General features: G+C 71.7%; 7 protein-coding genes and 1 pseudogene. 4 read left to right on the plus strand and 4 right to left on the minus strand.

Annotated features, from left to right (window positions below; all coding sequences use genetic code 11):
* Nucleotides 1-25 precede the first annotated feature (25 nt).
* Nucleotides 26-931, plus strand: coding sequence for an acetylxylan esterase (locus tag GU5_RS13730; RefSeq protein ID WP_010524086.1), 906 nt, complete (start codon nucleotides 26-28; stop codon nucleotides 929-931).
* 93 nt (nucleotides 932-1024) lie between these two features.
* On the opposite strand, the gene GU5_RS0102930 is transcribed toward GU5_RS13730, so the two are convergent.
* The gene (locus GU5_RS0102930) at nucleotides 1025-1987 is read right to left on the minus strand and encodes a nucleoside hydrolase (protein WP_050806570.1); all 963 of its coding nucleotides are present in this window, start codon (nucleotides 1985-1987) and stop codon (nucleotides 1025-1027) included.
* 141 nt (nucleotides 1988-2128) lie between these two features.
* Complete coding sequence (locus GU5_RS0102935; RefSeq protein ID WP_010524088.1) at nucleotides 2129-3010, minus strand: Lrp/AsnC family transcriptional regulator; 882 nt, start codon at nucleotides 3008-3010, stop codon at nucleotides 2129-2131.
* 285 nt (nucleotides 3011-3295) lie between these two features.
* Here GU5_RS0102935 and GU5_RS0102940 point away from each other — a divergent pair, with 285 nt between their 5' ends.
* Genes GU5_RS0102940 through GU5_RS0102950 form a run of 3 tightly spaced genes read left to right on the plus strand, consistent with a single transcriptional unit; the run spans nucleotide 3296 to nucleotide 7357 of the window.
* Entirely contained in the window at nucleotides 3296-4987 is a 1692-nt protein-coding gene (locus GU5_RS0102940; RefSeq protein WP_010524089.1) for an NAD(P)/FAD-dependent oxidoreductase, read from the plus strand.
* 55 nt (nucleotides 4988-5042) lie between these two features.
* Nucleotides 5043-6008, plus strand: a complete 966-nt coding sequence (gene speB / locus GU5_RS0102945; RefSeq protein WP_010524090.1) for an agmatinase — start codon at nucleotides 5043-5045, stop codon at nucleotides 6006-6008.
* Between the two features lie 5 nt (nucleotides 6009-6013).
* On the plus strand, nucleotides 6014-7357 hold the full coding sequence (locus tag GU5_RS0102950) for a YjiH family protein (protein WP_010524091.1): 1344 nt from the start codon (nucleotides 6014-6016) through the stop codon (nucleotides 7355-7357).
* A gap of 38 nt (nucleotides 7358-7395) precedes the next feature.
* Here GU5_RS0102950 and GU5_RS0102955 read toward each other — a convergent pair whose 3' ends face one another.
* Both GU5_RS0102955 and GU5_RS17185 read right to left on the minus strand, forming a co-directional pair.
* Nucleotides 7396-8118 (minus strand): cyclase family protein, encoded by a 723-nt coding sequence (locus GU5_RS0102955; RefSeq protein ID WP_010524092.1) that lies wholly within the window; start codon nucleotides 8116-8118, stop codon nucleotides 7396-7398.
* Nucleotides 8115-8316: pseudogene (locus tag GU5_RS17185) on the minus strand (dihydrodipicolinate synthase family protein); the annotation flags it as partial. The gene GU5_RS0102955 and the pseudogene GU5_RS17185, both read right to left, overlap by 4 nt.

Consider the following 8316-nt stretch of genomic DNA (forward strand, 5'->3'; position numbering starts at 1 on the left):
ACCGTCGAGACCGCGGGGAGGCGCCATGACCGTCGCGCGCGCCGCGGCCCGCCATGCCGCCGCTCTGCTGGTCGCCGGCGCCGTCGTCGTCGGACTGGTCACCGCCTCGGCGCCGCCGCGGTCGGCGCCGGTGGCCGAGGAGTCGGATCCCGCCGTCGAGACGCCGTCCGCCGACCATGCCCGCGGCCCGGACCCCACGGCGACGATGCTGCGGCAGCCGCGCGGGCCCTTCTCCGTCGAGCAGCGCGACGTGCCCGCCGCGGCGGCAGAGGGCTTCGGCGAGGGGACGCTGCACCTGCCCGCCGCCGGCGACGGCGACGTCGGCATGGTGGCGATCTCGCCGGGCTACGGCGCCCAGGAGTCGGCCATCGCCTGGATGGGCCCACGGCTGGCGTCCTTCGGCTTCGCGGTGATCACCCTCGGCACCGAGTCCCTGGACGACGAGCCGAGTGCCCGCGGACGGCAGCTGCTCGCGGCCCTGGACCATGTCGCCGCCGCCGAGGACCTCGCCGGTCGGGTCGATGAGCAGCGGCAGGCGGTGATCGGCCATTCGATGGGCGGCGGCGGGGCGCTGCGCGCGGCCGCCGCGCGGGAGGAGATCGACGCCGTGGTGCCGGTGGCGCCGTGGCACCCGCGGCGCGGCTGGTCCGCGATCGAGGCCGCGACGCTGGTCCTCGGCGCCGAAGAGGACCGCGTGGCTCCGGTGGACGAGCATGCGCTGCCGATCTATGCCGGGCTGACCGGCACGCGGGCGAAGGCCTATCTGGAGCTGCGCGGAGCCGACCACCTGGACCCACTGAGCGCCGATGCGACCATCGCCGCGCACACCGTCGCCTGGCTGAAGCGCCACCTCGACGACGACGCGCGCTATGCACGGTTCATCGCCCCGGCCGAGGACGACGCCGAGGTCTCCGCCTGGCGCCGCGGCTGAGCCCCTTCCCTCCCCTGCGATGAGTCCGTGGGACATGTGGGTATGTGCGCGCATTCCCGCACCTTCCACGGAGTCATCGCGATCGCCGTCGCCTCAGAGGCGGGCGAGGGCGTCGAGGAGGATCGCCCAGAAGCGGTCGCGGTCGAGCCCCAGGGCCACGCGCGTCGTGCCGCCCGACGGCGCCTGCGGACGAAGATCGGCCACAGTCATCCCGGTGGTGTGCTCGCCGTGGAGTTCGACGGCGACCGGGGCGGTCACCGTCTGCAGCAGACCGGGCTCGACGAGCTCGGCGATCGTGCAGGCGTCGTGCAGCGGGGCGGCGGCGAAGCCCTGCGCCGCACGATAGTTCCGCCCGAAGGCGCCCAGCAGATCAGCCATGGCCGCGCCGACGTCGGTGCCCAGCTCCGCGCAGGCCGCCACGATCTGCTCGTCGGCGACGGCCTGGTGGGTCGCGTCGAGACCGACCATCGTCAGCGGCCAGTCCTGGTCGAAGACGACGTCGGCCGCCTCGGGGTCCACGTGGATGTTGAACTCGGCCGCCGGGGTCACGTTGCCGCCGCGACAGGCCCCGCCCATGAGCACCACCTCCCGCACACGCTCGACGATCCGCGGCTCGCGACGCACGGCGGCGGCGATGTTCGTCAGCGGGCCGGTGGGCACCAGCGTCACCGTGCTGGCCGGCCGGTCCATCACCTCGGCGATGATCCGGTCGACGGCGTGCTCCGCGCGGGCTGCGCGCGACGGCGCCGGCAGCGTCACGCCGTCGAGCCCGGACTCGCCGTGGATGTCGGCGGCGACCTGCAGCTCGCGGGTCAGCGGGCGCTGGCAGCCGGCGTGGACGTCGACGTCCTCGGCCCCGGCGAGCGCCAGCGTGGCCAGCGCGTTGGCGGTGACCTTCTCCAGCGTCTGGTTGCCGGCGACGGTGGTCACCGACAGCACCCGGATCTCCGGACTGCCCAGCGCCAGCAGCAGTGCGACGACGTCGTCGTGGCCGGGGTCGCAGTCCAGGATGATGTCGGTGGTCTCGGCCGCGGCGTCGGTCGTCTCGGTCGGCATGGCAGGTTCCTCCATCGGCTCGGGCGGGGCGTCGATCTCCATCCTCCATCGAGTGGGCGATGTGTCGAGGTTCTGCCCGGCGAAAAGCCCCGAAACCTCGACACATCGCCCGCTCGATGCCCGGAGTCGCGGCCTGGATGCTCAGATCGCCCGCGAGTAGTCCTCCTTGAGCGTCTGCAGGTGGAACCAGGTCTCCATCCCGGCCACGCCCGCGAGCCCCTTGAGCTCGTCGAGCCGGGCGAAGACCTCTCCCGGCACTCCGGAGCTGAGCGTGGCGACGAGGTCGAAGGCGCCGATGGTCAGCGCGGCGAACTCGGCCTCGGGCCAGCCCATGAGGCGGTCGATCACCGCCTGGTCGTCGGCGCCGAGGTGCAGACCCACTCCGACTTTGGTGCGTCCGGCCCGGGCGGTGTGGGTGACCACCGCGCTGATCCGCAGGATCCGACTGTCCACCATGCGCCGCACCCTCGCGCGGACCGCCGTCGGCGAGAGCCGCACGCGGGCGGCCAGGTCGCGGTAGCTCATCCGGCCGTCATGGCGCAGCAGCTCCACCAGCTCGCTGTCGATGGCGTCGATGCGCCCGCCGCCGCCGTAGTCGGAGACGAAGGATCCGCGCAGGATGTCGTTGTAGAGCACAGTGGAGATCCGGGCGACCTGCTCGAAGCTGCGGATCCAGGCGAGCACGTCGAAGAGGGCGTCCTGGTCGGCGGCACGCACCTCCACCACCAGATCCTGGGCCCCGGAGATCGCCGAGACCAGCGGGATGTCGTCGCGGCCGCGCAGATGCTCGATGACCTCGCTCAGCTCGCCGCGGCCGGCGATCGAGACGTGCGCCGAGCAGGTCTCGCCGAGGAACGCCGGATCGGCGGCGGCGACGATGCGCACCCGGCCGGACTCGGTGAGCGCCTTGAGCCGTGCGGAGACGGTTCCGCGCGGCACTCCGAGCCGTGCGGCGAGCGCGCTGTAGCTGGCGCGGCCGTCGTCCTGCAGCGCGGCGATGAGCTCGTCGTCGATGGTCGACATCGCCTGGTCCTCCCTCCGAGCGCGGGATCCGCCGAATTCAGCACGATCCGGCATCGAGCATGACATAAATCATGCGTGAGGCACCGACCACGCCTGTTCAGTGAACAGTCAGCGATGAACACCTCCAGATCTGAAGCATATGATGACCTCTGCTGACGATCCATCATTGCTGTGTGAGGTGCGCCTCAGTACATTCGTCTCCTGACCCCGCATCGCAGGATGCATCCGTCTGTCCGCACCGCAGACCGTCCTGCCTCCCCCGATCGCCCGAAGGATGAGGATGCCATGACCGAGACCGCCCCGGACCACGCCGCCGCCGAAGAGACTCCGCCGCTGACCATGTTCAGCCCCGACTTCCCCTTCAGCTACGACCACTTCCTGGACTCCCCGGAGGGCCTGGGCCGCGTGCCCGAGGAAGTCCGCGGCACCGAGGTCGCCGTCGTCGGCGCCGGCCTGGCCGGCATCGTCGCCGCCTACGAGCTGATGAAGATGGGCCTGAAGCCGGTGATCCACGAGGCCGGCGAGATCGGCGGCCGGCTGAAGTCGCAGGCCTTCGACGGCGCCCCGGACTGCGTGGTCGACCTCGGCGGCATGCGTTTCCCCAGCACCGGCCGGGCCTTCTACCACTACGTCGACCTGCTCGGCCTCGAGACCCGCGAGTTCCCGAACCCGCTGTCGCCGGCGACGCCCTCGACGGTCATCGACCTGGCCGACGAGGGAGAGCCCACCTACGCCGAGACCGAGGACCAGCTGCCGGCCTTCTACCGGGAGGTCGCCGAGGCCTGGAAGCAGGCGCTGCGCGACGAGGCGGAGATCGACGCCGTCCAGGACGCCATCCGCCGCCGCGACGCCGCCGAGCTCAAGCGGCTCTGGAACGAGCTGGTCGCCCGCTTCGACGACGAGTCCTTCTACGGCTTCATCTCCGGCTCGGAGGCCTTCCGGAAGCTGAGCTGGAAGCATATCGAGACCTTCGGCCAGGTCGGCTTCGGCTCCGGCGGCTGGGACACCGACTTCCCCAATTCGGTGCTCGAGGTGCTGCGCGTGGTCTTCACCGACGCCGACGACGACCACCACGGCATCGTCGGCGGCGCCCAGCGCCTGCCCGAGTCGCTGTGGCGCCACGCCCCCGAGGACATCGTCCACTGGCCGGCGGGCACCTCGCTGGAGTCGCTGCACCGCGGCGCCCCGCGCGGGGCGGTCACCGGCATTCACCGCGGCGTCGAGGGCGGGGTGACGATCACCGAGAAGTGGGGCCGCACCGTCGAGTACGCCGCCGCCGTGGTCACCTGCCAGTCCTGGCTGCTCTCCACGCGCATCGACACCGACGAGGAGCTGTTCTCCCCGCGGATGTGGAACGCCATCGAGAAGAGCCACTACATGCTCTCCTCGAAGACCTTCGTGATGGTCGACCGCCCCTTCTGGCGCGACACCGACCCGCAGACCGGCCGCGATGCGATGTCGATGACGCTCACCGACCGGCTGCCGCGGGCGACGTACCTGCTCGACGAGGGCCCGGACAAGCCCGCGGCGATCCTGCTCTCCTACACCTGGAACGACGACGCGCTGAAGTGGCTGCCGCTGGACGCCGACGAGCGCACCCGGCTGATGCTGCACTCGCTGCACAAGATCTACCCGCATCTGGACATCGGCCGGCACATCATCGGCCAGCCGATCACCGTCTCCTGGGAGGCGGACCCGAACTTCATGGGCGCCTTCAAGAACAACCTGCCCGGCCACTACCGCTACCAGGAGCGGCTGTTCAACCACTTCGTCCAGCGCGATCTGCCCGAGCATCAGCGCGGGATCTTCCTAGCCGGCGACGACATCTCCTTCACCGCCGGTTGGGCCGACGGCGCGGTCACCACCGCGCTGAACGCCGTCTGGGGCGTGATGGACCACCTGGGCGGGGCGACGTCGGCGTCGAACCCCGGCCCCGGCGACCAGTGGGACGAGCTCAAGCCCGTCGCCCTCGACTGAGCCCGACCGCATCCCCTCTCCACCGTCGCGATCCCCGCGGCGACGAAAGGACACCATGACTGACCACACTCCCTCCCCTGTCGGCCCGCGCGACAGCTCGGCCACCCCGCGCTACGCCGGCCATGCGAACTTCGCCCTGCTGCCGGGCCTGGACGAGGTCGGCCGCGCCGACGTCGCCGTCGTCGGCGTGCCCTTCGACTCCGGCGTCAGCTACCGTCCGGGCGCGCGCTTCGGCCCGTCCCACGTCCGCGACGCCTCCCGGCTGCTGCGGCCCTACAACCCCGCCCAGGACGTCTCACCCTTCGCGGTGCAGCAGGTCGCCGACGCCGGCGACCTGATCGCCAACCCCTTCGACCTCGACGAGGCGATCGAGGCGGTGGCGACCGGCTCCCGCGAGCTGCTGGAGCGGGCCGGGAAGCTGGTGACCATCGGCGGCGACCACACCATCGCCTATCCCCTGCTGCGCACCATGGCGTCGACGCACGGCCCGGTCGCGGTGCTGCACGCCGATGCGCATCTGGACACCTGGGACACCTACTTCGGCGCCCCGGTCACCCACGGCACCCCGTTCCGCCGCGCCTCGGAGGACGGGTTCATCGACCTGACCGCCAGCGCGCATCTGGGCACCCGCGGCCCGCTGTACGGCAAGGGCGACCTCGACGACGACGCGCGCCTGGGCTTCGAGATCACCTCCAGCGAGTTCATCGAAGAGCACGGCGTGCCGGCCGCCGTCGCCCGGCTGCGCGAGCGCCTCGGCGACAAGCCAGTCTACCTCTCCATCGACGTCGACGTCATGGACCCGGCCCACGCCCCGGGCACCGGGACCCCGGAGGCCGGGGGGCTGACCAGCCGGGAGATGCTGCGCATCATCCGCTCGCTGACCGACCTCAATATCGTCGGAGCCGACGTCGTCGAGGTCTCCCCGGCCTACGACCACGCCCAGATCACCGGCGTCGCCGCCAGCCACCTGGTCTACGAGCTCGTCTCGGCGATGGGCCGTCGGACGCAGGACGAGGATTGATCGCCATGACCTCGACGCGCACCGCACGGGCCGCTCCGCGGTTCATCATCCCCTCGCTGATCGGCGTCGCCCTGTTCATGGTGCCGGTCCCCTCCCCCGACGGCTCGATCACCATCCCGGTGGCCGTCCTCGCCGACACGGCGGGATCGCTGCTGAGCGACGTCATGCCCTACCTGATGGTCGGGCTGATGGCCGTCTCGGCGGCGGGCACTGCAGTGCACATGGTCTTCGCCCCGGCGTTCATGGAGCGCTCGGCGACGCTGCGCACGCTGTTCCGCAGCACCGTCTCCTGGCTGGTGATCCGCGTCGTCGGCCTGATCGTCGGCGCGATGACGCTCTGGCAGATCGGTCCGGAGTGGCTCTGGGGCGAGGACACCGGCCAGGTGATCTTCGACCTCGCCGCCCTGCTGGTCACCGTGTTCTTCTTCGCCGGGCTGCTGCTGCCGCTGCTGCTGAACTTCGGGCTCATCGAGTTCGCCGGCGCGCTGATGAACAAGATCATGCGCCCGCTGTTCACCGTGCCCGGCCGCTCCTCCATCGACAGCCTGGCCTCCTGGTTCGGCGACGCGATCATCGGCGTGCTGATGACCAGCCAGCAGTACGAGCACGGCTACTACACCCGGCGCGAGGCCGCGGTGCTGGGCACCACGTTCAACGTGGTCTCGCTGACCTTCACCATCGTGGTCATGGGCTACCTGGGGCTGGAGCACATGTTCCTGGGCTTCTACGGCACCATCGTGGTCGCCGGGCTGGTCGCGGCGATGATCATGCCGCGGATCCCGCCGCTGTCCCGATTCCCGGACGTCTACATCGACGGCACGCCGCGCCGTGCGCAGGAGAGCACCGAGGAGCAGGGCCCGCTGCTGCGGCGCGCCTGGCGCGGCGCCCTCGAGCGGGCCTCGATCGCGCTGCCCGGCGAGACGGTCAAACGCGGCCTGTCCAACGTGCTGGAGATGTGGATCGGCGTGCTGCCGGTGATCATGGCCGTGGGCACGCTCGCGGTCGTCGTCGCCGAGCACACGCCGGTGTTCACCTGGCTGGGCACTCCCTTCGTGCCGGTGCTGGAGGCGATGCAGGTGCCCGAGGCCAAGGCCGCCTCGGAGACGATGCTCATCGGCTTCACCGACATGCTGCTCCCCTCGGTGATCGCCATGGACATCACCTCGGAGATGACCCGGTTCATCATCGGCTGCCTGTCGATCACCCAGCTGATCTACATGTCCGAGGTCGGCGGCATGCTGCTGGCCTCCAGCCTGCCGGTGACGTTCCGCCACCTGGTGGTGGTCTTCCTCGAGCGCACGGTGATCACCCTGCCGGTGATCGTGCTCTGCGCCCATATCCTCTACTGAGGAGGCTGGGCCTGGCCGCGTTCGGAGCGCCGGGACCTTCAGGAGCTCCGAGGATCCGAGCGCGGCCAGCCGACGGCACGCACCGGCGCGCCGTCGGCCTCGGCCAGCGGCAGCGGGATGATCCCGACCTGGTGGATCCCCGGGCCCAGCTCGCGCAGGCGGCAGAGGTTCTCCACGAGCAGCCCGTCGCGGCCGAGGACGAGCTGGTGCGCCGCGAAGACACCCTCCGGGCCGGCGTCGCCGGTTCCCTGAGGCTCCGGCGTCGTCGGGTCCGGGCTCAGCGCATCGGTGCCGAGCACGCGCATCCCGCGGGACCAGAGCAGCTCGGCGGCCTCAGCACTCAGCGCCGGATGCCGCAGGGCGAGCTCAGTGCCGAAATGCCGGTCCCAGCCGAAGGCCAGCAGGACCCGAGGCGGCAGCGGTTCACGGGGGCCGAGGAGCGCGGCGAGCGCATGCTCGAGGCGCCCGGCGGAGATCAGCTCGCCGGGCGCGGCGTCGAGCGGCAGCACCAGCGCCGGTCCGATCAGCTCCTCGAGGGCGATCTCCGAGGTGGTGCGCCCGCCGCCGATGCTGTGGCACGGGGCGTCGACGTGCGTGCCGGTGTGCGAGCCGCAGGCCAGCCGCTCGACGGCGACGCCGTCGGCGGCCAGCGTCAGCGCCGGAGCCCGGGTCACCTCCGGATCGCCCGGGTAGACCATCATCCCCGCACGGATCGGTCGGCTGAGGTCGATCGCTCCGGTCCCGACGTCCCCGGGCCTCATCCCAGCCCCTCCCCGGCCAGGCCGCAGGCCTCGACGACCTCCGCGGCCCGGCGCCGCGCGGCCGCATCCGGACCCTGCAGCGGGGCCGGGAGACTGTTCCCCGGCACCAGGGACAGCTGCTCGGCGAGCGCGACGGTGCCCCGCAGGCTGCCGCCGCAGGCGGCGAAGAGCTCCCACACCGGGGCGAGCCGGTCGGCG

Origin of the sequence: Nesterenkonia sp. F (genome assembly GCF_000220985.1) — a bacterium.
Lineage (GTDB): Bacteria > Actinomycetota > Actinomycetes > Actinomycetales > Micrococcaceae > Nesterenkonia.

Coding starts and splice junctions, on each gene's coding strand:
- GU5_RS0102955 (WP_010524092.1), bottom strand. CDS start 8,118: ATGAGGCCCGGGGACGTCGGGACCGGAGCGATCGACCTCAGCCGACCG.
- GU5_RS0102935 (WP_010524088.1), bottom strand. CDS start 3,010: ATGTCGACCATCGACGACGAGCTCATCGCCGCGCTGCAGGACGACGGC.
- GU5_RS0102940 (WP_010524089.1), top strand. CDS start 3,296: ATGACCGAGACCGCCCCGGACCACGCCGCCGCCGAAGAGACTCCGCCG.
- speB (WP_010524090.1), top strand. CDS start 5,043: ATGACTGACCACACTCCCTCCCCTGTCGGCCCGCGCGACAGCTCGGCC.
- GU5_RS0102930 (WP_050806570.1), bottom strand. CDS start 1,987: ATGCCGACCGAGACGACCGACGCCGCGGCCGAGACCACCGACATCATC.
- GU5_RS13730 (WP_010524086.1), top strand. CDS start 26: ATGACCGTCGCGCGCGCCGCGGCCCGCCATGCCGCCGCTCTGCTGGTC.
- GU5_RS0102950 (WP_010524091.1), top strand. CDS start 6,014: ATGACCTCGACGCGCACCGCACGGGCCGCTCCGCGGTTCATCATCCCC.